The sequence below is a fragment of the Pseudomonas sp. MS19 genome, from assembly GCF_013277615.1.
In the GTDB taxonomy this organism is placed as follows: domain Bacteria; phylum Pseudomonadota; class Gammaproteobacteria; order Pseudomonadales; family Pseudomonadaceae; genus Aquipseudomonas; species Aquipseudomonas marincola.
Map to the genome: position 1 here is coordinate 36,547 of NZ_VBTO01000014.1, position 24,112 is coordinate 60,658.

A 24,112-nucleotide genomic window follows, 5' to 3' on the forward strand; every position below is an offset into this window, starting at 1 on the left:
GAGCCGCGTATCATAGCCAATTTTGCTGAAACTGCACCAGCGTCGTCGCAAGATCTTGATATTCGGCCTGCTGCTCACACCACTTTTCGGCATGCTCCGACAGCTCATCCCAATGCAGCAACACCGCCTGCCAGGGCTCTGCAACCGACTCCTGCGCACTCCAAGCCTGCCACAGCGAGGTGATTGCGGCGCCAGCCAGCGGCGATAAGTCGCGACAGTAAAGCGACAAAAAGGCCTGCATTTTTTCCCAATGGGCGCCTTCTTCCTGCTGATATATATGCCACAACAGCGGTCGGCCCGCCCATTGCGCGCGCAAGAACGAGTCCTCACCCCGCACCGCATTAAAGTCGCAACACCAGAGCAACTGGTCGTATTGGCGCTGCTCTATAAACGGCAAGATGTTGATGTGCAGTGCGCCCCGACGCTGCGAGTCGCCCGCTTTCAGATCATCAACTGCCAGCCAGCGACCAAGGTCCGCGAGAATTCGCCCTTCAGGCACCAGCAACTGGGTGCATTGCGAATCTTGCTCAAGCACATCCAACCAGCTGGACAGACCTGCACTCTCGTAAGTAAACAGTGACATCAGCCGCGCACCGGCGATGGGCTCAACACCTATCGAGCGCAAGAACTGCTGACGAGCCTGCTCATTCGCCACAAAATCCTGGCGCTGTGTAAGCAAACCCGCCTCACGCAGCAAACCACCGGTGCCTTCAGTAAAGCCTGGGAAAAAGAAATACTTCTGCACGCCCCCGGACTGTAACGATGGCAAGCCATGACAACCACTCACCCAGTCCTCTGCGCTCAAATACTCAAGGTTAAGCCAAAGAATCCGCCGCTTGCCCTCGGTAATCGCACGCACATAGGCCGCAGGCAATTCACACGCAAACGCCTCGATTACCACATCAGCAGGTTCGACCGGCTGCCACTGACTGTCCCATTGACGCACCTCGACTCCGAGTTGCACCTGCTCGCTGGCGTCCGGACTGGCCTGAGGGCAGATACGTGCAAATGCAGCGACATCATCGACCCACAAGCGTACGTGCAGCTCATGCTCCGCTACCAATTGCCGGGCAAGACGCCAAGTAACCCCGATATCGCCGAAGTTATCGACAACACTACAGAAAATGTCCCACTTCACAAATTTGCGCCCTTGACTCAACAGCGCCCAGTTTAGCCTTTCGCCGCAGGCTACGGGTATCCGGCAAAAAGCTGCAGACAGAAAAAACCCACCGCAAGGGGTGGGTTAAAGTGAACCGAAGGAGCAACTCGGCTCAAGGGAGGAAACAGGTATTTACATGGTCATCGAGTAATTGCCGGGCTCGAACTCGGACAGTTGCGACGCCCAGGCAGCTTTGCAGCGATCGGCATCCTCACGGGACGCGAATGGACCGGACATCTGCACACCATCAACCACAATAAACCAACAAGCCAACGCACCTCTGGCGCGAAGCGCTTCAGGAACGGCACTGCCGACAAGGGACATAATGCTGAGTTGGGGCATACGAACCTCCATAACTTTGGATGGGTCTATTTTCAGACACCCCCGCAGGAATGAACAATCAGCAGGATTAATAGTGGTTATGGCTTTTTAAGATTGCGCTTTGCAGAGGATCTGTGCGCAAAGCCAGGACGCTGGGTAATGCGTGGCGCGGGCACCGCAGAAATAGCACCCATAGAATGCAAAAAGCCCCGTAAATCTAAGATTTACGGGGCTTTTTGAGAAAGTGGCGGTGAAGATGAGATTCGAACTCATGATACGATTTCTCGTATACACACTTTCCAGGCGTGCTCCTTCAACCGCTCGGACACTTCACCGGATCTCGAAGACATTGCTGTCTGTCGAGGCGCGCTAATGTAGCCGAAGATGGATTTAAACGCAAAAGTTTTTTCAGGCTATTCATGCGCTTATGAGATTTTTCTCTGATCACGGGGCATTTAGCTATCTGTTGGCAGGCGAATCTGCCGAATCGCCCCGCATATCGGCACGGCCTGCTGCGCAATCGCAGGTGGAACAGCTGTACGCTGACCCATCAGTCAGTCACCGCACTTTACCGGCGTCGATTGTATGGGTAACGTCAGCCAACTTCTTGAGTAGGAAACCCGAGCATGAGCGACCTGATTAGCTATCAACTTGAAGACGGTATTGCCACCCTGACCCTGAGCAATGGCAAGGTCAACGCCATTTCTCCAGACGTAATCGCCGCGTTCAACACAGCACTGGATCAAGCCGAGCAAGACAAGGCCATCGTCATCATCACTGGCCAGCCAGGCATTTTGTCTGGCGGCTATGACCTCAAAGTAATGACATCCGGTCCTCAGAACGCAATTGACCTGGTCGCCGCTGGCTCGACGCTGGCCCGACGCATGCTCGCCCACCCCTATCCGATTATCGTGGCCTGTGGCGGTCACGCGGTAGCCAAAGGGGCGTTCATTCTGCTCTCTGCCGACTACCGGATTGGCGTTGAAGGTGCGTTCAGCATTGGCCTCAACGAAGTGCAGATCGGCATGACCATGCACCACGTCGGCATTGAACTGGCGCGTGATCGCCTGCGCAAATCGGCGTTCCAACGCTCCGTCATCAACGGTGAGATGTTCGACCCGCAGGGCGCGCTTTCAGCCGGCTTCCTCGACAAGGTTGTCGCCGCCGACGCGCTACTGCCAACGGCACGGGCCGCGGCCGAACAAATGAAGAAGATCAATATGAAGGCGCATAAAAACACCAAGCTGAAGGTGCGCAAAGCGCTGCTTGAAACGCTCGACAAGGCAATCGAACTGGACAAATCGTTCAGCTTCTAAGTGCTTCTGCCCTGCATGAACATGCCTGAGGGTATGTTTGTGCAGGGTTTTGCGCCTCCCCACTCCCCCCGCAAGCATCAGGCCAGAGCCTCTGCGCCTTGCCCTCGATTGTGCTGGTAACAACCTGTTGTCTATGGCCAATTGCTGTTCCCAAGCGGCCCTCGTACACTGCGCGCCCTTATTTTAAGTCGGTCGTAGCTGATGCTTTTTATTGCCCGGATGCTGTTGATGGGGCTGCACTTCGTAATTGCCGGTGTAGCCGGTTTGCTGCTGTGCATCTGCCGTCCCTTTAACCCCGACAACAGTCGCCTTTGCGCCCGTCTCTACTCAATACCCGCGTTGTGGATTTTGCGCATAAACCTGAAAACCGAGGTCTCCACGCTGTTCGCGAAAAAACGCGCGTGCGTGATCATTGCCAATCACCAATCCAACTATGACCTTTATGTACTTGGCCGCGTCGTTCCTGAACGTACCGTCAGCCTGGGCAAAAAAAGCCTTAAGTGGGTGCCGTTCTTTGGTCAGCTTTATTGGTTGGCAGGTAATGTATTGCTGGATCGCGGCAATGCGCGCAAGGCCAAGCAGGCGATGCAAACCACCACCGAAACCCTGAAGAACCGCGACACCTCGATCTGGGTATTTCCTGAAGGCACGCGCAATCCGGGCCAGCAGTTGTTCCCATTCAAGCGCGGGGCTTTCCAGATGGCGATTGACGCTGGCGTGCCGATTATTCCGGTGTGCACCAGCCATTACGCGAGCACGGTTAAACTCGGTCGCTGGAACACGGGGAAAATCATGATCCGCTCGCTGGCCCCGATTGAAACGGCGCACCTGACCCACAGCGACATGCCAGCATTGATCGAGCAATGCCGCGTGCAGATGCAAGATTGCATCGACCAGATGACCCGCGAGCTGACCGAGCAGGCAGCCGGTTAATCCAGCGCCTATGAAAAAGCCCGATACAGGCAACTGCATCGGGCTTTTTTACGCGTCTTTGCTCACCGGCTAAAGCGCGGCAGAGTCACGGCCATTGGCCACAAAACGCATCATCCACTCAGCAACAGTGCTGCCCTGATGCTGCTGCTGCAAGCTGTCGATGCCTTTGCGGTAGCTGTTTTCGCCGATGCACTGCTGGCGCAGATCGAGCAGCGCACGTGAGTAGCTTGGCACGAACTCGGGATGACCCTGGAAGCACAGGACTTGATCATCAATCGAGTAGGCGGCGATTGGGCAAAACTCACTGGATGCCAACAACGTGGCGTTTTCCGGCAGTTTAGTGACCTGATCCTGATGGCTGATCAGCAATGAAAAATCATTGGTCTGCGGCTGCAACCAGGCAGGCTTATTGGCCAATTGATAATTATGCACGCCAACACCCCAGCCGTTAGTCGCACGCTCAGCCTTGCCGCCTAGCAACAACGCCAGCAGTTGGTGGCCGAAGCAGATGCCCAACAACTTGTCCCCGCGCTGATAGCGGTCAAGCAAGTAGGTCTTGAGGGTTTCAATCCAAGGATCAGTGCCGAAAGAATCTGCCTTGCTACCTGTTACCAGATACGCATCGTAAACCTCGGAGTCTGCCGGGTAATGACCGGCCACCACGTTGTAAACCGTGAACTCGGCAGCGATCGGCTGCTGAGCAAACAGCTGCTGAAACATGTAGCCATAGCCCTGATACTGGTCAACCAGCTCCGGGCGAAGATGATCGGTTTCCAAAATACAGATTTGCAACGGCATTAGGCAGAATCCCTAAACGCAGGTGATTGATATAAACCGTGTAATAGCGTGCCCTGCCAGGCGCAACTAGGCAATAGGCAGGGGCGCCCGTCGGGCAAAATATTACAAGAAAAATCTGCGATCGCAGATCATATTTTCTGATTAGCTAAAAAAAATGGCTGCAGCGTTTAACTGCAGCCATTTATTGCGCCGATTTAACAGCTACTGAAACAACTGGCCCTTGGCAGCCTTGTCGAGCAGCAGCGCCGGCGGCAGGAAGCGATCACCGTATTGCTCAGCCAGATATTCGGCTCGGGCGATGAAGTCTTTGATGCCGTACTGGTTGATAAACTGCAACGCGCCGCCCGTCCAGCCAGCGAAGCCGATGCCGAAGATCGAACCGATGTTGGCGTCGGCGACCGAAAGCAACACGCCCTCTTCAAGGCAGCGCACCGTTTCGATAGCTTGAATGAACAGGATGCGGTCGCGCACATCAACCGCCGGAATTTGCCCGTCCGCTTTCTCGAAGTGCTCCTTCAACCCCGACCATAGATGCTTCTTGGCGCCGGCCGGGTACTCATAGAAGCCGCCACCGGCCGCCTTGCCGCTGCGTTTGAACTCACTGAGCATCAGCTCAATTACCTCATACGCCGGGTGCTCCGGCAGGGTTCGCCCCTCCTCGGCAAAGTCCTTGATGGTTTGCTTGCGAATGTGGCTCATCAAGCTCATCGAGACTTCGTCACTGATCGCCAGAGGGCCAACCGGCATGCCAGCCTTGCGCGCCTCGTTCTCGATCAGCGGCGCCGCAACGCCTTCGCCAAGCATCGCCAGCCCTTCGTTGGTAAACGTGCCGAACACCCGCGAGGTGAAGAAGCCGCGACTGTCGTTCACCACGATCGGGGTTTTCTTGATCTGCATGACGTAGTCAAACGCACGGGCCAAAGTTGCATCGCTGGTTTGCTCACCTTTGATGATCTCAACCAGCGGCATTTTGTCGACCGGGCTGAAAAAATGCAGGCCGATGAACTTGTCTTGTCCGGCCACAGCGGTAGCCAGCCCGGTAATTGGCAGGGTCGAGGTATTCGAGGCAATCACCGCATCATTCAGCGCTACGGCCTCAGCGGCTGCGGTGACATTGGCTTTCAGATCACGGTCTTCGAACACAGCTTCGATAATCAGATCGCAGCCTTCGAAGTCGGCATCCTTGTCGGTTGCGCGAATGCGCTCAAGAAAGGCATCACGCTTGTCGACACTCATCTGGCCGCGACCGACTTTCTTATCCAGCAGCGCAGCCGAATAGCTTTTGCCCTTCTCGGCCGCCTCGATGGATACGTCTTTGAGCACCACCTCGATACCGGCTGCCGCCGAAACATACGCAATCCCTGCGCCCATCATGCCGGCGCCGATCACCCCGACCTTGTGGGTTTTGCTCGGCTCGTATCCCTTGGGGCGCGAACCACCGGCATTGATCTGATTGAGTTGGAACCAGAAGGTGCCAATCATGTTCTTCGCCACCTGGCCAGTGGTCAGCTCGGTGAAGTAGCGCGCCTCAATCAGTTGCGCGGTGTCGAAATCGACCTGTGCGCCCTCGACCGCAGCGCACATGATTTTCTCTGGCGCGGGGTAGCAGCCACGGGTTTTATCGCGCAATACCGAAGGCGCGATGGCGAGCATTTGCGCCACACTCGGCGTTGCCGGTGTGCCACCCGGCATTTTGTAACCGGCCTGATCCCAGGGCTGCTTGGCCTCTGGGTTAGCCATGATCCAGGCACGGGCCTTGGCCATCATGTCTTCACGGTCACTGGCCAGCGCATCGATCAAGCCGACCTTCAAGGCCGCATCAGGGCGCAACTTCTTGCCTTCGGCAAGGTACGGCAGGGCTTTTTCCAGCCCCAGCAAACGCACCATGCGCACCACCCCGCCGCCGCCCGGCAATAAACCGAGAGTGACTTCCGGCAAGCCGATCTGCACCGCGCTGCTGTCCAGCGCGATACGATGATGACAGGCTAGGCAAATCTCCCAACCGCCGCCCAACGCAGCACCATTGATTGCCGCCACTACCGGCTTGCCAAGTGTTTCAAGGCGGCGCAATTGCGCCTTGATGTTAAGCGTCATCTGGTAGAACTGCGGCGCATCGGCCTGAGTCACCTTAACCAGTTCATTGAGGTCGCCGCCGGCAAAGAAGGTCTTCTTCGCCGAGGTGATAATCACCCCGCGAATCTGCTCCTTTTCAGTCTCCAGGCGTTCCACAGTCGCCGCCATGGCGCTGCGGTAATCCGCATTCATGGTGTTGGCGCTCTGGCCCGGCATATCAATGGTCAGGACGACGATATCGTCCGGGCCTTTTTCATAGCGAATAGCTTCAGTCATGCTGTTCTTTCCCCGACACTGTGCAGGCCTGCGCCGCTCAAGTTGGCGCACGGCTTGGCGTGATGATCAGATACGTTCAATGATGGTGGCGATACCCATACCGCCGCCGACACACAGCGTCGCAAGGCCGTAACGCAGCTCACGCGCTTCGAGTTCGTCGAGCAAGGTGCCGAGAATCGCGCAGCCGGTCGCACCGAGCGGATGCCCCATGGCAATCGAACCACCGTTGACGTTGACCCGCGACTCATCGACGGCCATTTCCTTCATGAACTTCATGACCACAGAGGCAAACGCCTCATTGACTTCAAACAAGTCGATATCACTGACTTGCAGCCCGGCCTTGGCCAGCACTTTGCGCGTAGCAGGCGCCGGGCCAGTGAGCATGATGGTCGGGTCGGTGCTGGTCACCGCCGTGGCAACAATCCGTGCGCGCGGTTTCAAGCCCAACTCCTCGCCCTTGGCCTTGGAGCCGATCAGCATCAGCGCCGAGCCATCGACAATGCCCGAGCTGTTGCCTGGCGTGTGTACGTGCTCGATTTTTTCGAGGTGGCTGTAAACCTGCAACGCGGTGCTGTCGAAACCCATCTGGCCGACCATGGCAAAACTCGGTTTCAAATTCCCTAAGCCTTCAAGCGTCGAGTCCGCGCGGATGAACTCGTCATGATCAAGCAGCACTACACCGTTTTGATCGGTGACCGGAATCAGCGACTTGTCGAATGAGCCATCACCGCGTGCGCGTGCGGCCTTCTGTTGAGAGCGCATGGCATAGCTGTCGACATCTGTGCGGCTAAAGCCTTCGAGGGTTGCGATCAGGTCGGCGCCAATACCCTGCGGGGTGAAATGAGTGTGCATGTTGGTTTGCGGGTCCATCACCCACGCGCCGCCGTCAGAGCCCATCGGCACGCGCGACATCGACTCGATACCGCCAACTACGACCAAATCTTCAAAGCCGGAGCGAACCTTCATCGCCCCCAAGTTCACGGCTTCGAGCCCGGAGGCGCAAAAACGATTGAGCTGTACGCCGGAAACGCTGACATCCCAGTCGGCAACCATGGCTGCTGTTTTGGCTATGTCTGCGCCCTGATCTCCGACCGGCGTTACGCAGCCGAGCACAATGTCATCGACCTGGCTGGTATCGAGGTTATTGCGCGCCTGCAACGCGCGCAGTAGTCCAGCCACCAGATTCACGGGCTTGACGCTGTAAAGCGCGCCGTCTTTCTTGCCTTTACCACGGGGCGTGCGCACTGCATCGAATATGAATGCTTCGTTCATGTCGTCCTCATTCCTTTGGCGGCGGTCACACCAGCTTTGGCTGGCACTCTACCGGTTCAGACTCCACCATACGCGCCAGCCCAGCGGACTCAATGACAGAACTGCTCAGGCCAATTGACCTGAGCGCTCAGACGAACGGTCAAATACTGGCGCTTTAGTGGCCAGCTCTGGAATTTCCTGTCTAGCGCAAGGGCTGCTCAATTCCTCGCGCATCAATTAATAACCATAAACCCAAGAACGTGTGGCTTTAGAAACCAAATCTTATAAATAGAACTTCTCAGGCCCCCTACAGTTACCCGTGCTGGCAGTAAACGCGAGAGCGGTTCTGCGCATGATTCGCTGCCGGGTTTTGCCGGAGCGGTTAGCACCACACTGGGCACTTTAAAGAGCCACTGGCTTTTGCTTGAAAGTCGCCCCATTAACAAAAAGGGTATCTGGCCATGTTCAAACAGCCTAAGTACCGTCAGGCAGGTCTCATCGTCTTTGCGATTACCGTGGTGCTGATTCTGCCCAATCTCACGCGCCTGGTTAATTAACCGGGCTTGGCAATTCCCGCCTGACATTCGGCCTATAAGCGCAATATGCTAGGGTGATTCTCACCGTTCAGTTGAGAGACGCCATGCGTATTCTTTGTGCTTTTGCCCTCATGTTTTTCAGCCTGATGACTCAGGCCAGCGATACTCAGCTAAACGCCGCACTTGAGGCGCTCAACGCCCCGCAAACAGTCCTGATAGATGTGCGCACCCAGCCTGAATTCGCGGCGGGCTCAATTGCCGGCGCCACACGCATCGGCCACGAGCAGATTGCCCAACAAATAGGCCAACTGAGCCCGGACAAAGACACCCCGATTGTTCTCTATTGCCGCAGCGGCGCACGCTCAGGCATTGCGCAAAACACCCTGCAAGCCATGGGCTTTCGCAATGTGATCAATGCCGGCGGTTACGAAGCGCTGGCCAAGGCGCTGGAGTCACAGCCATGACGCGCCTGCTCGGGATATTCCTCGCCGCTTCGCTGTTCAGCACCACCAGCCACAGCGCGCAGCTCAGTGTGCAAACCAATATCGGCACCCAGCACTGGTCAAGTGAACAATTGCTTGCCCATCCGCAGGTGCAAACTGTCAGCATCCCGGCCGATGTCAGCTACAAGAAACCCATGCAATACCGCGCTGTGCCGCTCAAGGCACTGCTGGGTGAACTGCAACCGCACGATCATCTACAGGCGATCGCACTGGACGGCTTTGCTGCCGAATTACCCCTGCCGGTTATCCTTGGCAACACAGCAGCACAGGCTTGGCTGGCGGTGGAAGACCCTAAAGACCCGTGGCCCGCACTGGCTGCGGGCAAGCCCAGCGCCGGGCCGTTTTATCTGGTCTGGCTGAACCCCGAAGCCAGCGGCATTGGCGCGGAACAGTGGCCGTTTCAAATCGCGACCTTGCGCCAGCAAACCTCAGTGGCGCAGCGTTACCCTGCGCTGGTACCGGGTGAGGATGCGAGCGCAGCGGTTGAACGTGGATTCGTCCAGTTTCAGAAAAACTGCCTGGCCTGCCACCGCCTCAACGGCGCTGGCGATGCGCAGTTCGGGCCCGATCTGAACGTGCCGCACAATCCGACCGAGTATCTGGCCGGGGATTTTCTAAAGTCCTACATCCGTGACCCGCAGAGCCTGCGCCGCTGGCCACAAGGCAAGATGCCCGGATTCGACAGCCGCGCCATCAGCGATGAGCAACTCAATGACCTGATCGCCTATCTGGCGCACATGGTGCAGCACAAGGTTCAACTGCCCTAGCCACTACAAGCCATAGCAGTTGCTCGGCTCGGGCAACTCAGTGAGGGCTTTGCTCAGCTCCGCGCTCCAGCGCTGGCGGATCAGGTTGTAGTACTCATCATCTTCTTCAACCCGAAAGCCAGCCGGGATATTCAGGCTGTCACTGTGATACACCAACACATCCAGCGGCATGCCTACCGACAAGTTGCTGCGCAAGGTCGAGTCGAACGAGATCAAGGCGCAGCGCAGCGCATCCTGCAAGCTGCTGAAGCAGTCCAGCGAGCGATCCAGTATTGGCTTACCGTATTTGCTCTCGCCAATCTGGAAGTAAGGCGTGTCTTCGGTGGCGGCAATAAAGTTGCCTTGCGGGTAGATGTTGTAAAGCTCAGGCGCCCCACCCTGAATCTGCCCGCCAAGCAAGAACGAGCAGCTCATGTCCACGCCTTTGGCCAGTACGCCCTGCATATCACGCTCGAGCACTTCGCGCATGGTGTCACTCACCAGCGTGGTCGCAGCAAACAAGCTGCTCACGCTGTTCAGGTTGACCCAGTCCGTGTTGAGCCGCTGCTGCAACAAGCTGATGACCGCCTGCGAGGTGGCCAGATTGCCAGCCGACTGCAGGACAATCAGCCGCTCGCCCGCCACACCAAATACATGCAGCTTGCGAAAGGTCGCGATATGGTCGATACCGGCATTGGTGCGGGTATCCGAGATGAACACCAGTCCGGCTGTGAGTTTGGCTGCCACGCAATAGGTCATGATTAATCCCTTAAAAAGACAAAACGCTCAGACCAGACAAGCCGGGCTGAGCGCGTGTTGAGGCTACAAAGTGGTTACTGTTCTTGCACCATGGGCGTCGATGCAACTTCGACCCGGGCGCGCATTTGCTCGATACCGCCACCGCGCCGCATGCCACGTACCGGACAGGCATCCAGATAGTCCAGCCCGACCGCCAACTTCAAGTGACGCGACGGTTTATCCAGGCAGTTGGTGACGTCAAAACTGTACCAGGCATCATCCAGCCAGGCCTCGGCCCATGCATGGCTGGCCAGATGATCACTGCTGTCTGTGTACAGATAACCCGAGACATAACGCGCCGGAATCCCCAACGCGCGAGCACAGGCAAGAAACGCATGCGCATGGTCCTGGCACACCCCTTGGCGGCCGGCGAATGCCTGCGCTGCGCTGGTTTCAATCGCCGTAGTGCCCGGCACATATTCAATATGCGAATTGAGCGCGTGCATCAGGTCGATCAGAGCACTGCGGTCACGCCGGTCGTGACACTGCTTGAGGCTGAATTCGCGCAATGCATCATCCGCCTCGGTTAATTGGGTGAAGCGCAAGAATGGATACGCTGAAAGCGCTTCGTGTTCGGCTTCAAGGGTCTCGTTGATTTCGACCACGCCCTGCGCGCCGATTACGATCGACTCGTGCGGCTCGTCCATGGTCAGCACATGCAGAATATTGCCGTACGGATCGACCTGCGCACGCACCGGCCGCGGCAGATTCAGCTGCCAGTTGAGTACTTGCTGGCGCTCACTGTCGTGCGGGGTCATGCGTAAATACTGGATGCTCGCCCGCACCTGATCTTCATAGTGATAGGTCGTGTCGTGGCTGATAGAAAGTCTCATGCAACCTCCAGATAGGACGCTTGAATGGTTTGGCCCAATTCGCGGACCACCTGGATAAAATCCGTCAGCCAGGTATGCAACCCTTCTTCAAGCACTTCATCGATGACGGTGTATTGCAGCCGCGCGAGCAATTCGGCGGCCAGACGTTGTGCGGGCCGGCCGTTGTCACCCGGCAAGCCACTGAGCATCAGATTCAACTCGTCTACACAGGCTCGTAATGAGCGCGGAAGTTCTGGGCGTAACAGCAATAACTCGGACACCCGTCTCGAGTTGGGTGAACCTCGATAGATTTCGGCAAAGGCTTCGAACGATGACAACGCCCGAAGCAAAGCGGTCCATTGGTAATAGCTGCGGGCCGGTCGACCGTCAATTTCGTCGATGTCCTCGCCCAGCAATTCATAGCGCGCGTCGAGCAGGCGCAAGGTGTTGTCGGCGCGCTCGATAAAGGTGCCCAGTCGAATGAACCGGTACGGCTCGCCCCGCATGATGGTGCCGAACGTAGCGCCACGGAACAGGTGCGAGCGTTGCTTGACCCACTCACAAAAGTGGCTGATGCCGTAACGCCCAAGCCCCTGCTCGGAGATGCCGCGAATCTCCAGCCAGGTTGAGTTGATGTTCTCCCACATGTCCGCCGTGATGCGCCCACGCACTGCATGCGCGTTGGTACGGGCCGCTTGCAGGCAACAATAGATACTCGCCGGGTTCTGCGGATCGAGGGCGAAAAAGGTCAGCATGCGTTCGGCATGCATCTGTCCGTACTTTTCCAGGTACTCGTCCAGCGTGCCCGTAATCAGCAACGGCATGGCCAATTCATCGAGGCCATGTTTGCTGCCGTCTTGTGGCATCAGAGAAAGTGAATAACTGACATCGAGCATCCGTGCGAGGTTTTCGGCACGCTCCAGATAACGCGACATCCAGTACAAATCCGAGGCAGTTCGACTCAACATAATCAGCCCATGCTCACAGTAATGTGCCAACGCGGAGGCCTGCAGCCAAAACGGTGCAGAACGTGGTGTGATCAATGCCTGGCATAAACCCTCCTTGTTGTCTTGTTGATAGCCCGCAATGCAGTCTGCGCAATGCCCTTGTTCTAGTCCTCGACGACCCAGGTATCCTTGGTGCCACCGCCTTGCGATGAGTTGACGACCAAGGAGCCCTCACGCAGCGCCACACGCGTCAAACCGCCCGGCACCAGCCGGGTTTCGCGGCCAGACAACACAAATGGACGCAAGTCGATATGCCGCGGTGCAATGCCCTGCTCAACAAAGGTTGGACAGGTCGAAAGGCACAAGGTTGGCTGAGCAATGTAGGCATGTGGTTTGGCGATCAGGCGGGCGCGGAACGCCTCAATCTCGGCCTTGCTGGCAGCCGGGCCCACCAACATGCCATAGCCACCCGAGCCTTGAGTTTCCTTGACCACCAGCTCACTCAGATTAGCCAGCACATGTGACAGATCAGCCGGTTTACGGCACTGCCAGGTCGGTACGTTTTTGAGAATCGGCTCTTCAGTGAGATAGAAACGAATCATTTCATCGACGTAGGGGTAGATCGACTTATCGTCCGCCACCCCAGTGCCAATGGCGTTGGCCAGCACCACATTGCCCGAGCGATAGGTCGAAAGTAGCCCGGGTACGCCGAGCATTGAATCCGGGTTGAATGCCAGCGGATCGAGGAAGGCATCATCGAGGCGTCGGTAAATCACATCGACCTGCTTGGGACCCGAAGTGGTGCGCATGAACAGTTTGTCGTCACGCACATACAGGTCTGCGCCTTCGACCAACTCTACACCCATCTCACGCGCCAGAAACGCATGCTCGAAATAGGCACTGTTGAAGCGCCCCGGCGTGAGCACCACCACGGTCGGATTGTCGAGCGGTGATGAGGCGCGCAGCGTGTCGAGCAACAGGCTCGGGTAATGATCAATTGGTGCTACCCGCTGCGCCGCGAACAGTTCGGGAAACAGGCGCATCATCATCTTGCGGTCTTCGAGCATGTAGCTCACGCCGCTGGGCGTGCGCAGGTTGTCTTCGAGGACGTAATAGCTGCCGTCGCCATCGCGCACCAGATCGACACCGGCAATGTGCGCATAGGTGTTGCGATGCAAATCGAGCCCCTGCATGGCCAACTGGTAACAGTCGTTCGCCAGCACCTGCTCGGCTGGAATCACACCGGCCTTGATGATTCTCTGATCGTGGTAGAGATCGGTAAGGAACATGTTCAATGCCTGAACACGCTGGATACAGCCCCGCTCGACCACGGCCCATTCACTGGCTGGGATACTGCGCGGGATGATGTCGAATGGGATCAGCCGTTCGGTGCCCTGATCATCGCCGTAAAGCGTGAAGGTAATCCCGGCACGGTGGAATAACAGGTCGGCTTCACGGCGGCGCTGCGCCAGCAGATCTTGCGGGGTTTCGGCTAACCAGCGGGTGAAGTCACGATAATGTGAACGGCACTCACCATTGGCCATATACATTTCGTCATAAAAGCTGCGGGCCATGCTCTGCTCCTTGTCACCCGATTGATGTGGAGCATTGCAAGGCCTGAGCCAGTCTGATTAATTGTTATTAATCAATTAGTTATAGCCCACGAAAAACAGAGCCGCACCAAAACAGCCCACGTGAACTGCGCCCAGCAAAGCCAATGCTCCAAACCAAAGCACATTTTGCGCAGAAGGTTTGCATCAAGGTGTTACTTGTACGCGCCAGCCACTTTTGCAGCAACAAACCACTCGTTAGGTTCATGCAAGTTTCATAATTGGCGCCAACACCCAGCAGGAGCATAGCTGGATGTTGCATCAAGACTGACCGACCTGATGTTTGGGAGCATTGCGCTCAGCGTTGTTGCCGACCGTTTTGATTGGGTAAATGGGCAGGCCCGGGCACGCACAAACCCGAGCCGTTGCCGTACAGATCAAGCCGCCATCATGGCCAGCCAATGCCGGTAAAAACCCTCGGCGGTGCGATTGAGATCACGCACGCGTTGCTGAAGATTGCTCAGCATCGTGTCCAGCGATTGCTGGCTCGGCTCGGATGGATCAAGCAAGTGCGACCAGTCACCCAGCCATTGGCGGACGAGCTCCTCGGTCATTTCGGGGTGACCTTGCAGCGCCAGAATCTTATCGCCCCAGGCAAATGCCTGATTCTCACACCACGGGTTTCGCAGCAGAGGCTGCGCGCCGTCGGGGAGCATGAAGGTGTCGCCATGCCATTGGAAAATATCAAACTGCTCTGGCAGATGACTCAACCACGGGCTCTGCGCCGCCGTGGGCGTACGCTCAAGGGTTTGCCAGCCGCTCTCGGTGTAGGGCATTTTGTGGATCTGCGCGCCGAGCGCCTTGGCCAGCAACTGGCCGCCAAGACAATGGCCGATCATGGGTATGTCGCGCCGGATAAAGTGCTGCAACGCAGCGACTTCGGTTTGCAGCCACGGCAACGGATCATTAACGCTCATGGGCCCGCCCATGATGGCGACCGCCTTGGGCCGGTCGAGATCGAGACCGTCGAGCTCACCCAGATCAACACGCAGCACGCTGAAATCCAGCTGCGCCTCATCCAGCACCCGGGCAAGGTGGCCAGGGTGGCAATAATCAATGTGGGTCAGAATTACTATATCGGTCATAACAGCCTCCTGCGCCAAGTTTGCGGCATGCAGGCGGTGCGGTCGAGCTTTGGGTGATACACCGGCTGGCCTGTAACCAGCCGGTGTGGTGACGCGGATGTCGCTGAATCAAGGGTTTAGACGCTTGAGCTCCTGCGTCACACCCCAGCCTTCAAGTTTACCTCCCTGCGGAATTACCAGCGCTTCAAGGTCTTGTTCAAAGTCACCAATACCGTGGTATGTCGCAAACATCACCTTGCTTACTTGCAGGTGCCAGGCACCGTCTTCTCGCACGGTAATCTGGGTGTTGCATGACTCTCCACGAAAGTTTTTAGCCACTGTGCGGGCCCGCTCCTCATCCGGGAAAATGGCGTAGAACTCGATTGGGTGAAAGGCCGAAAAATCAAAACCGCCCTCTTTCATCCGCTGCAGTACATTGCTGCTGACATCATCATGCATGGCTGTGCTCATGAAACGACCCCCTCAGGCGATGGACGAAATTAACGCTGTTCCAAAGCAACCGCACATCTAGCTGCGGTGTCGCGACACCCAAACAGGTGGCGCCCGAGAATCAAGCAAGGATCTACTTGATGTGTCATAAGCCAGGCTTGGAATCAAACCCGGACAACGCGCACGAATTCATGACAAACAATCCAGTGGCGTCTATTCCATCCTAGCGCCAACTTGTACAGCTTGCATAGCCTCCTGATAACAAGCAGCAAAACCCCGCTGTGCGGCACTGCAGCCGACTATCAGTCGCGTCCTAGCCAGCGCATGACAAGACGCGTGAGCCAGACAGGACTAATTTGCCCGGACCAATAAAGCAACTTGAACTGCAAGCTGATCGGCCGGTGTACGCGCGGTTGATGCGCCTGTTGCCAGCAGGCTTCGGCTATATCCTCAGCAGCCAGATTAACCCCGAGGCGTTTGAGGACAGGCGGTGAAAACGTCTGGCTAGTCACCATCGGCGTGTTAACGAATGGCGGCATCAGGTCGCCAACGCTGATCCCGTAGCGCTCCCACTCCAGATTCAGCGCTTCGGTAAGCCCGCGCACGGCAAATTTTGAGGCCGAGTACGTGGCCATGTGCTGCACGCCATAGAGCCCCGAAGCAGAGCCCATATTAATCACCTGGGCATCGCTGGTTTGCTTCAGGTACGTAAACGCAGCGTGAGTCATGTTGATCACACCCTGCACGTTGATCTGCAACAACTGCGAATGCGCGGCCGGTTCGATCTCGGCGAAATAGCCAAAGCGTAAAATCCCCGCGCAGTTGAAAAGCAGACGCAACTGCCCATCGTGGGCCTCGGCAAAAAGCTTTACTGCATCTTGTACAGCCGCAAGGTCGGTTACATCCAAAGGCTGATGCCAGGCGCCGTTAAGCTCGGCAGCTAACTGGCTTAACGCCGCTTCGTTGACATCCAGCAGACCGACCTTCCAGCCGCGCTTGTGAAAGATTCGCGCCGTGGCGGCGCCAATGCCCGAAGCCGCCCCGGTGATCAGAATATTGTTCATCAGCAACCTCGTGATTTCAGAAACGCAGTGGCCCGCTCCAAGGCAAAATCAGAGACTTCCAACACGCCTGCGTAAACCTGAAACACGTGCCAAAGCCCTGGATAACGTTCCAGCTCCACCTTCACACCTGCGCGTTCCGCCTGCTCTGCAAGGCGCACGCTGTCATTGAGCAGCGCCTCATCTTCGCCAACCTGAATCAGCATGGGTGCCAGGCCCTGGAGATCGGCATAAACCGGCGACAGCTCAGGGCTCTCGAGCGCCACTTCCATCGGGCAGTAGAGTTGCGCCGATTGCTGCAGCCACGCCGGATGCAACATCGGGTCACCGCCTTCTGGCGTGTGGTGCTGCAATCCCGTGTAGTCGGTCAGCGGCGAAAAGCACACCAGCGCCGCTGGCTGCTGCAACCCCAACTCGCGCAGTCTCAGCGCCAGCACCAGGCTCAGGTTGCCACCGGCCGAATCACCGGCCACCACGATTTGCTCGGGGGCGTAGCCTTGAGCCAGCAACGCCTGATAAGCCGCCAGCGCATCATCGCGCGCGGCCGGAAACGGGTGTTCCGGTGCCATGCGATAGTCCAGCGCGCAAACCTCGATCTGGCCAAGACGTGCCAATGTCGTGCAGATGGAACGGTGGCTACGCGGGCTACCCACCAGGTAAGCGCCGCCATGCAGATAGAGCATCACACTGCCGTTCGGCACCGAAGGTCGATACCACTCGCAAGGACGGCCGGCAATGTTACGCAACGTGCGCGTGCCATCGAGCTTGGCCAGATTGACTGCGGTCAGCAGATTGATCGTGCCGCGCTGAATGGCGATGGGCACCGGCGGGCGCATAACGCTGCGAAAGCAAACTTTGAGAGCGAACCGCAAACAGCGACGCAGGGTCGGCTGAGTGACGGCCGGGGCTGAAAACTCAGCGTACGCATTCATAATCGGTCAGCTCCATCTTCCGTGTCAGTTGCCGGTAACTGAAGGTGTAACCCGGCCAGTTATTGGTGTGTTTGCCCGCAGCGCTGATGTACCAACTGGTACAGCCCTGATCCCACACCGTATGTTTGATCGCGCGCTGAACGCCGCTGTTGTAGTTCGTCTCGACTGCTGGCTTGAGATTGACGTAACGCAACTGCTTTGACTGCAGCTGTTTGATTGCGCTGAGCACATAACGGTACTGGCTTTCGAGCATATAAATGATCGAGTTATGGCCTAGATTGGTGTTCGGCCCGTAGAGCATGAAGAAATTCGGGAACCCGCTGACACTGATGCCTTTGTACGCTTGCGCGCCCTCTTGCCACGCCTGATTGAGCGACACGCCATCGAGCCCGGTAATCTGCATGGGCGCGAGAAACTCAGAGGTCTTGAAACCCGTGCCGTAGATCAGCACATCGAAGGCATGTTCCTGGCCATCCTCAGTGACGATGCCGCGCTCACTGACGTGACTGATGGCCTGATTAACCAGCGTGACGTTGTCCTGCGCCAGCGCCGGGTAGTAGTCATTGCTGATCAGCACCCGCTTGCAGCCCATGGGATAATCTGGCGTTAAAGCAGCGCGTTTGGCCGGATCGCGGATGGCCTTGTTGAGGTTCTGCACAAACCGGTAGCGCATGGGCTTCATCAAGCTCGGCATGCTGATAAACGCCAGGCCACGTGCTTCGTGATGGATGTATTTGAGGCCACGGTCAATCTTCTGCAGCCAGGGCATCTGCTTGACCAGCCCCAATTCCCAGGCGCGGTACAGTCGGTCAGGTTTGCTGATTACATAAGCTGCCGAGCGCTGAAACAAGGTGAGGTGCTCAACCTGTGGCTGGATGCGCGGAACAAATTGGATCGCCGAAGCCCCCGTGCCAATCACCCCTACGCGCTTGCCGTGCAGATCCAGATCATGGCGCCAGCAGGCCGAGTGAAAGGCCGGGCCTTTAAATGCATCGATGCCCGCAAGTTTTGGGTACATGGGCCGGCTCAATTGCCCGCAGGCACTCACCAGCACCGTCGCACTCAGTTGCTCGCCATCCGCCAGGTTCACCCGCCACTCACCTGCGCTCGCGTCGAAGGCGGCGCTCACCACTTCGGCATTGAAGCGAATCGACTCAGTCAACTTGTACTTGGCTACACAGTGCTGCAAATAACCGAGTATTTGCGCTTGCGGTGCGAACTTGCGTGACCAGTCGAGCTTGGGCTCGAACGAGAACGAGTAGAGATGCGAAGGCACATCACAGGCAGCGCCCGGATAAGAATTCTCACGCCAGGTGCCACCCACACCGCTGGCCTTTTCAAGCAAAATAAAATCGTCGATACTCGCCTGCTTGAGTTTGATGGCCAGACCAACGCCGCCAAACCCTGTGCCAATGATGAGTACGCGATGGGATTTATTATACATTATTAACTCCCTGAAACACTCGCCAACAATAGCCCGATGCTAAGCAAATGGCTTATTCAGGGTTATCGCACAGCTGACTTTAAAATTGTTATTTTCGGTCAAAGCATCGGCTAAATAGGCAAGAATGCCACCTCGTGCTGTGCAACCGCATGTCGTGCCAGCCTGAAAACCGAAAAGCTGTGAACTAGGCTTAATGGTGCTGGGGACTCTTAGCTGGCATCTGCGTACAGGCACGCCAATGCGCCCTTTAGCAGCAGCCAGCCTCGATACAGCGAGGTAATAATCATGACAACCCTACAGTGCACTCACCGCGATCATCTGATTCAGGCAGAAGTGATGGAGCATCCGGGCATTCCAACGCCCTGGGCTGGCGGCTGTCGCATCACCCTGCCCAACGGCCAGGTCACCCGACGGCTGCCCTTGCCCATGCAACAGGCTTTTCTCGATGAGCTGGATAAAGCTCAACATGCTTCGATCGCCCACGGTAAATGGCTGGTCGACCAGCATCTGGATAACGGCCTGAGCCTGATGGATTCGGCGCCGCAGCACAGAAGCGCGGCCTGAGCGGGCAAATCTCAGCGCCTGCAGGTTTAACAAGGCGCGGCAAACCAGGTAAGCATTGCTGCAGCGAACGCTGCGAGTCGCGGCGCGAGCTTTGTACTGAGCAAAAGCCGGTCGGCGAGATATTGGCAGGATTTTCACGCAATACCGGGTAGCCGCAGCTACCCGGTGTTTAGCGTTTACTGTTGCAGGTGATGCGCGTCCTTAACCCCGGTGGTGTTATCCAGCAGGCTCTTGGTTGCGGTCTGCAGGAAGGCTTCGAGATCCTTCTTCAACAGCGGATCAATGTCGACGTGCAGACGCTCAGCGCTTGGGTTGGCACCCAGCTGATAGTCGTACAGGCGCGACTCGAATCCTTTCGGCTGAATCAGAATGCGCTCAGGCGTAACGATTGCCACGGTCTGCTCGCCACCCGATGGCTTGATCACACCAATGCCATGATCGCCCTCTGGCAAGTTGAGCAAGTCGCGGCCCCAGCACTGGTGGCGTACTTCGCCGCCAAGACGGCCCATGATGGTCGGCACGATGTCTATCTGGGTGCCCACCGAATGGTTGACCTTGCCGAACTTGTCCTGAATGCCTGGGGCAATCAACAGCAAAGGCACGTTGAAGCGGAACAGGTCCATTTCGGTCAGTTGCTCGTCGCTACCAAAACCGTGGTCACCGACAATCACGAACAGCGTGTCTTTGTAGTACTTCGACTTACGCGCTTTTTCAAAGAACTGGCCCAACGCCCAGTCGGCATAACGCATGGCAGTCAGGTGCTCGTCTACCGAGCCATGCCCGGTGACTGGCTCGACCGGCAGGTCTTTTGGCAATGCGTATGGGGTGTGGTTGGACAGGGTTTGCAGCAAGGCATAGAACGGCTTGTCTTTGCCGGCAAAGTTCTCTTCCAGCTCTTTGGCGCCGCGGTCGAACATGTCCTGATCGGATACGCCCCACGTTGGGTCCATGTACACCGGGTCGACGAAATCTTCGCGGCCAACAAAGTTGGTCATGCCCTGATTACTGAAGAAGCCCGACTGGTTATCCCACTGGAAGTTACCGTTGTAGACATACAGGTTGTCGTAGCCACGGGCACTCAACAGCTGCGGCAAGCCGGAGAACTGGTGCGAGCCTTCCGGGGTACGCATCAAGTATTCAAATGCCGGCAGGTTCGGGAAACACGCCATGGTCGCAAACATGCCCTGATGAGTATGCGTGCCATTGGAGAAGAACCGGTCGAAGAGCAAACCTTCACTGGCCAGTTTGTCGAAGTTCGGGGTGATATCACCCGGTGCGCCCAAGGCGCCGACAAAATGCCCGGCGAAGCTTTCCATCAGAATCACCACCACGTTACGCACCGGCAATGTACCGTCTGCAGGCGGGGTGAAATCGCGGCGGATGGCGGCTGTGTCGGCATCGACCAGTTTGTCGTGCGGGGTCAGCAGCATTTTGCGTACCGCTTCCAACGCCTCGGCATCGGACATGGTCGACTTCCAGGCGTTATCGCGGTGCGACGACATGCTCGCCGAAGCGGCGGATGCCAGCGTCAGCGTGCCGTTAAGGCCCAGCTGATTGGCGAACATTGAATCAGTGGTATAAGCATCACCCCAGCGCAGCGGCGGGCCCTGGCGCAAATGGCCGCGTGCGGCAATCACCGCAATCAGCAAACAAACAATGAACACCGAGGTGCGCCAGTACCAAGCCGGGCCATTGTTCGGGCTCGATTGCAGCACGGCCTTGGGCCGGCTGAGCAGATCCAGGCCTTTGAACATTTTCGCCAGCAGCCAGGTCGCAATGGCCCAGCAGATCAGATAACGACCCACCGGATAGCCATTCCACAGCATGCTCAGAACGGTATGAACATCTTCCTCGAAGTACTGAAATACCAGGCTGTTGAGACGCTGGTGGAACTCGCGGTAGAAGTCCAGCTCGGTGATCCCGAGAAACAGGGTGATGCTCGCAAACGCAGTCAGCCAGGCCCGATGGAAGCCCCGTGCGGCCATGGCCCGAACACTCAGCAGCGACAGCAGCAAAGGCACCAGCGCATAAACCACCAGCCGCAGGTCGAAACGGAAACCGTTGTAAAACGCCTCGACAAAGGTCGAGACCGTGTCGTTGCCGATCAGCTCGCGGTTATAGACCAACAGTGCAACACGTAATAACGCATACATCACCAGCAGCGCGACAGCACTTAACAGGGTGAACGTAAGATGACTCTTGATCGTGGGTGTGAAGCGCTTCGAAGGCGTTTTCTTATGGTCTTGCACACTGGCCATTGACTGATAATCCGTTAGTAAGGGCAATAGGGTGTCGGTCACTCAACCTGAACGCGTCAACAACGCCCCTTTCAGGGATGCTGTGGCATCTGGGTGAGCGGCGAAGCAATCGGAAATCTTAAAGCAACAAAACTCAACAAAGTGTGAAATCTGACATCAGACAACGACTTTTGAGAAGCCCGAATACAACTCAAGGGCCGTGTGGCCCTTGAGTTGTATTACATCGAATCAGTCGTTGCTCGGCTTGTTGACAGCCTGCAGAACATACTGCGGCAGCGCAAAAGCGCCACTGTGAATCGCTGGATTGTAATAGCGCGTTACAATTCCACTCCCTGCAAAGCGCGCGCACAGGGTTTCCTGCGAAAGCTTGCGGTACTCGGCATCGGTACTGCCCCAGGCAAATGTCATGCTGCCACCGATGTAAGTCGGCACTGCTGCCATATAGAAATGCCAGTCGGCAAACAGGCCATGCATACGCGATGCAGTGGTTTGCACCTCGCTCAACTGCATGAACGGCGTACCGTTTTGGGTCACCAGAATACCGCCATCATTCAGGCAGCGACGGCAGGCCTGATAGAAGTTCTCGGAGAACAACACTTCGCCCGGGCCAATCGGATCGGTCGAATCGGAGATGATCACGTCGAACTTCTCGGTGGTATTGGCCACGAAACGCATGCCGTCATCAATCACCAGATTCAGGCGTGGGTCCTCATACGCGCCACTTGAATGGTTCGGCAGGAACTCCTTGCACATATCGACCACAGTGCCATCGATCTCGACCATGGTGATGTGCTCAACCGTTGCGTGCTTGCACACTTCGCGCAGCATGCCGCCGTCACCGCCACCGATGATCAACACGCGCTTGGCTGAGCCATGAGCCAGAATCGGCACGTGGGTGAGCATTTCGTGATAGATGAACTCATCCGCTTCGGTGGTCTGGATTACGCCATCAAGCGCCATTACCCGGCCCATGCGTGCGTTCTCGAAAATCACCAGATGCTGGTGCTCGGTACGCACTTCGTGCAGCAACTTATCCATACGAAAGCGTTGACCGTAACCTTCGTAAAGCGTCTCTTGGTAATCGCTCATGACAGTGCTCCTATTAGCAATGAGTTGAACGCGGAATTCCCGCCTGTCCTGTAACCTCGATGCGCCCGCTTGTGGCAGACGCCTTAAAAATTTTGATGGCCATGAGGCTAACAAATTCAACCACGGCCAATCGATAAGGCTGCGCATTCTACGTGGCAGCGGGTTACAGGTCGAACCTTCTCAACAGCACGCCAGCACTCAATGGCAGCTAAATGCACAATGAATGTTTGAAAGTCATTTCAGCCCTGACAATTGCGCCGCGTGCGGGTAATGTCAGCGCATGGAAAACGATCAATTCACCGAGCTGGTTCTGCCCTATCAGGCGCCGTGGCAATGGCAGCAATTCCACAGCCATTTTGCCTTGCGCGCGCTCAAAGGCGTCGAATCCCTGCAAGCCAACCGCTACAGCCGCAGCTTCCATATCGACGGTACTGACGGCTGGTTATCAGTGGCGCCATCCGCAGAAGCACCTGCACTGATTCTTCGGGTGAGTCCGGCGGCCGAGGCCTGTATACCGGCGCTGACACAGCGCGTTCGCAAGATGTTCGACCTTGATGCAAACCCTGCGCTGATCAACCAGCACTTGAGTGCCGACATCACGCTATCGCCGCTATTGGCGCGCAATCCCGGATTGCGCCTGCCCACCGCATTTGATCCGTTCGAGCAGGCCGTGCGCGCCATAGTCGGTCAGCAGGTTACGGTGAAAGCGGCGGTGACCGTTACCGGTCGTCTGGTCGAGCGTTTGGGCAGGCCGTTATCCGGGCCATCAATGCCAGGCGTCGAGCGCTTGTTTCCAACGGCCGCAGCAATTGCTGCAGCAGACTTGCAGGGCATCGGCATGCCGGGCAAGCGCGTTGAAACCTTGCAGAACTTTGCCCGCGAGATTGCCAGTGGCAACCTGCAATTGAGCATGCAACTGGGCTATCAGGCGCTGGTCGAACGCCTTTGCGCCCTCCCCGGTATTGGCCCGTGGACTGCGGAATACATAGCGTTGCGCGCGTTTGGCGAACCGGATGCATTTCCGGACAGTGATCTCGGCCTGCTCAAGGCGCCGGTGTGGGGTAATGATGGCATCAAGGCCAAACAGCTCAAATTGTTGGCAGAGGCCTGGCGGCCGTGGCGTGCTTATGCCGCAGCGCATCTTTGGGAAAATTACTCAGGAGCATAAGTG

22 protein-coding genes and 1 tRNA gene are annotated in these 24,112 nt (G+C 56.9%); 6 read left to right on the plus strand and 17 right to left on the minus strand.

Annotated features, from left to right (window positions below):
• Positions 1-10 precede the first annotated feature (10 nt).
• From earP to FEZ62_RS15895, 3 genes are all read right to left on the minus strand, one after another.
• Complete coding sequence (gene earP, locus FEZ62_RS15885; protein ID WP_172928845.1) at positions 11-1,138, minus strand: elongation factor P maturation arginine rhamnosyltransferase EarP; 1,128 nt, start codon at positions 1,136-1,138, stop codon at positions 11-13.
• Positions 1,139-1,291: 153 nt separating this feature from the next.
• A complete protein-coding gene (locus FEZ62_RS15890) occupies positions 1,292-1,501 on the minus strand; it encodes a hypothetical protein (protein WP_150549410.1) in 210 nt (69 codons plus the stop codon).
• Between the two features lie 224 nt (positions 1,502-1,725).
• Positions 1,726-1,815 (minus strand) — tRNA-Ser (locus FEZ62_RS15895).
• Positions 1,816-2,106: 291 nt separating this feature from the next.
• Here FEZ62_RS15895 and FEZ62_RS15900 point away from each other — a divergent pair.
• Both FEZ62_RS15900 and FEZ62_RS15905 read left to right on the plus strand, forming a co-directional pair.
• Entirely contained in the window at positions 2,107-2,796 is a 690-nt protein-coding gene (locus tag FEZ62_RS15900; protein WP_069898606.1) for a crotonase/enoyl-CoA hydratase family protein, read from the plus strand.
• Between the two features lie 201 nt (positions 2,797-2,997).
• A complete protein-coding gene (locus tag FEZ62_RS15905; protein ID WP_172928847.1) occupies positions 2,998-3,729 on the plus strand; it encodes a 1-acylglycerol-3-phosphate O-acyltransferase in 732 nt (243 codons plus the stop codon).
• A gap of 69 nt (positions 3,730-3,798) precedes the next feature.
• On the opposite strand, the gene FEZ62_RS15910 is transcribed toward FEZ62_RS15905, so the two are convergent.
• The 3 genes from FEZ62_RS15910 to FEZ62_RS15920 all read right to left on the minus strand — a co-directional run bounded on the left by FEZ62_RS15910 (position 3,799) and on the right by FEZ62_RS15920 (position 8,148).
• Positions 3,799-4,527, minus strand: coding sequence for an amidotransferase (locus FEZ62_RS15910; protein ID WP_172928849.1), 729 nt, complete (start codon positions 4,525-4,527; stop codon positions 3,799-3,801).
• A gap of 201 nt (positions 4,528-4,728) precedes the next feature.
• Positions 4,729-6,876 carry a 3-hydroxyacyl-CoA dehydrogenase NAD-binding domain-containing protein gene (locus tag FEZ62_RS15915; protein ID WP_172928851.1) on the minus strand — a complete coding sequence of 716 codons (2,148 nt, stop codon included), beginning with the start codon at positions 6,874-6,876 and terminating at the stop codon, positions 4,729-4,731.
• 66 nt (positions 6,877-6,942) lie between these two features.
• Positions 6,943-8,148 (minus strand): acetyl-CoA C-acetyltransferase, encoded by a 1,206-nt coding sequence (locus FEZ62_RS15920; protein WP_172928853.1) that lies wholly within the window; start codon positions 8,146-8,148, stop codon positions 6,943-6,945.
• Between the two features lie 619 nt (positions 8,149-8,767).
• On the opposite strand from FEZ62_RS15920, the gene FEZ62_RS15925 reads away from it, so the two are divergent.
• Positions 8,768-9,127: a rhodanese-like domain-containing protein gene (locus FEZ62_RS15925; protein WP_172928855.1), complete on the plus strand. Its 360-nt coding sequence runs from the start codon at positions 8,768-8,770 to the stop codon at positions 9,125-9,127.
• Positions 9,124-9,933, plus strand: coding sequence for a cytochrome c (locus FEZ62_RS15930; protein WP_172928857.1), 810 nt, complete (start codon positions 9,124-9,126; stop codon positions 9,931-9,933). The genes FEZ62_RS15925 and FEZ62_RS15930 overlap by 4 nt, the downstream gene beginning before the upstream one ends.
• A gap of 3 nt (positions 9,934-9,936) precedes the next feature.
• Here the strand turns inward: FEZ62_RS15930 and FEZ62_RS15935 are convergent, their stop codons facing one another.
• The 9 genes from FEZ62_RS15935 to FEZ62_RS15975 all read right to left on the minus strand — a co-directional run bounded on the left by FEZ62_RS15935 (position 9,937) and on the right by FEZ62_RS15975 (position 19,030).
• A complete protein-coding gene (locus FEZ62_RS15935; RefSeq protein ID WP_150549417.1) occupies positions 9,937-10,671 on the minus strand; it encodes a peptidase in 735 nt (244 codons plus the stop codon).
• Between the two features lie 74 nt (positions 10,672-10,745).
• Complete coding sequence (locus tag FEZ62_RS15940) at positions 10,746-11,543, minus strand: transglutaminase family protein (RefSeq protein WP_069898622.1); 798 nt, start codon at positions 11,541-11,543, stop codon at positions 10,746-10,748.
• Entirely contained in the window at positions 11,540-12,490 is a 951-nt protein-coding gene (locus tag FEZ62_RS15945; RefSeq protein ID WP_069899675.1) for an alpha-E domain-containing protein, read from the minus strand. Before FEZ62_RS15945 ends, FEZ62_RS15940 begins: the two co-directional genes overlap by 4 nt.
• A 143-nt stretch (positions 12,491-12,633) precedes the next feature.
• Positions 12,634-14,043, minus strand: coding sequence for a circularly permuted type 2 ATP-grasp protein (locus FEZ62_RS15950; RefSeq protein ID WP_090508477.1), 1,410 nt, complete (start codon positions 14,041-14,043; stop codon positions 12,634-12,636).
• 413 nt (positions 14,044-14,456) lie between these two features.
• A complete protein-coding gene (locus tag FEZ62_RS15955; protein ID WP_090508478.1) occupies positions 14,457-15,164 on the minus strand; it encodes a type 1 glutamine amidotransferase in 708 nt (235 codons plus the stop codon).
• A gap of 108 nt (positions 15,165-15,272) precedes the next feature.
• The gene (locus FEZ62_RS15960; protein ID WP_069898628.1) at positions 15,273-15,614 is read right to left on the minus strand and encodes a ribonuclease E inhibitor RraB; all 342 of its coding nucleotides are present in this window, start codon (positions 15,612-15,614) and stop codon (positions 15,273-15,275) included.
• Between the two features lie 281 nt (positions 15,615-15,895).
• Positions 15,896-16,657, minus strand: coding sequence for an SDR family oxidoreductase (locus FEZ62_RS15965; RefSeq protein WP_172928859.1), 762 nt, complete (start codon positions 16,655-16,657; stop codon positions 15,896-15,898).
• Positions 16,657-17,586 (minus strand): alpha/beta hydrolase, encoded by a 930-nt coding sequence (locus FEZ62_RS15970; RefSeq protein ID WP_172928860.1) that lies wholly within the window; start codon positions 17,584-17,586, stop codon positions 16,657-16,659. The genes FEZ62_RS15965 and FEZ62_RS15970 overlap by 1 nt, the downstream gene beginning before the upstream one ends.
• A complete protein-coding gene (locus tag FEZ62_RS15975) occupies positions 17,570-19,030 on the minus strand; it encodes an NAD(P)/FAD-dependent oxidoreductase (RefSeq protein ID WP_172928862.1) in 1,461 nt (486 codons plus the stop codon). Before FEZ62_RS15975 ends, FEZ62_RS15970 begins: the two co-directional genes overlap by 17 nt.
• A gap of 285 nt (positions 19,031-19,315) precedes the next feature.
• Between FEZ62_RS15975 and FEZ62_RS15980 the strand changes: the two genes are divergently transcribed.
• Complete coding sequence (locus FEZ62_RS15980; protein ID WP_150549421.1) at positions 19,316-19,594, plus strand: hypothetical protein; 279 nt, start codon at positions 19,316-19,318, stop codon at positions 19,592-19,594.
• A 176-nt stretch (positions 19,595-19,770) separates the two neighbouring features.
• Here the strand turns inward: FEZ62_RS15980 and FEZ62_RS15985 are convergent, their stop codons facing one another.
• Both FEZ62_RS15985 and speE read right to left on the minus strand, forming a co-directional pair.
• Positions 19,771-21,852 (minus strand): LTA synthase family protein, encoded by a 2,082-nt coding sequence (locus FEZ62_RS15985; RefSeq protein WP_172928864.1) that lies wholly within the window; start codon positions 21,850-21,852, stop codon positions 19,771-19,773.
• 228 nt (positions 21,853-22,080) lie between these two features.
• Positions 22,081-22,941, minus strand: coding sequence for a polyamine aminopropyltransferase (speE, locus tag FEZ62_RS15990; protein WP_069898640.1), 861 nt, complete (start codon positions 22,939-22,941; stop codon positions 22,081-22,083).
• Positions 22,942-23,221: 280 nt separating this feature from the next.
• Between speE and FEZ62_RS15995 the strand changes: the two genes are divergently transcribed.
• Positions 23,222-24,109, plus strand: coding sequence for a DNA-3-methyladenine glycosylase (locus FEZ62_RS15995; protein ID WP_172928866.1), 888 nt, complete (start codon positions 23,222-23,224; stop codon positions 24,107-24,109).
• The last annotated feature ends 3 nt before the right edge of the window (positions 24,110-24,112 follow it).